General features: G+C 66.9%; 1 protein-coding gene. It reads left to right on the top strand.

All coding sequences use genetic code 11. The features are described from left to right. Nucleotides 1-299, top strand: a 299-nt coding sequence (locus GM672_RS28760) for a hypothetical protein (RefSeq protein ID WP_170300296.1), incomplete at both ends; no start/stop codon positions are given.

Genomic DNA, 299 nt, shown 5'->3' with positions numbered 1-299 from the left:
CAAGCCGGCGCCCTGAGCACGAACGCTGTCGCCGCGCTGGAAACGGCCGACCTGGCCGCACTGAAGACGTCGAGCATCGCCGCGCTGAACACCGCGCAGATCGCTGCCCTGACGACGAACCAGGTGGGCAGCATGGCCACCGGCCAGATCGCCGCGCTGACGACCAATCAACTGGCCAACGCGTTGACGACCAACCAGATCGTCGCCCTGAGCTCGAACCAGCTGGGTGCCTTCAACACCGCCCAGTTCGGCGCGCTGTCGACCAACGCGATTGCCGCGATCGAGACGGCCGATATCGG

The organism is Pseudoduganella buxea, from assembly GCF_009720835.1.
GTDB classification, from domain to species: domain Bacteria; phylum Pseudomonadota; class Gammaproteobacteria; order Burkholderiales; family Burkholderiaceae_D; genus Rugamonas; species Rugamonas buxea.
The sequence above is the reverse complement of the archived record's forward strand: the minus strand, read 5'-3'. Positions and strand labels throughout refer to the sequence as shown.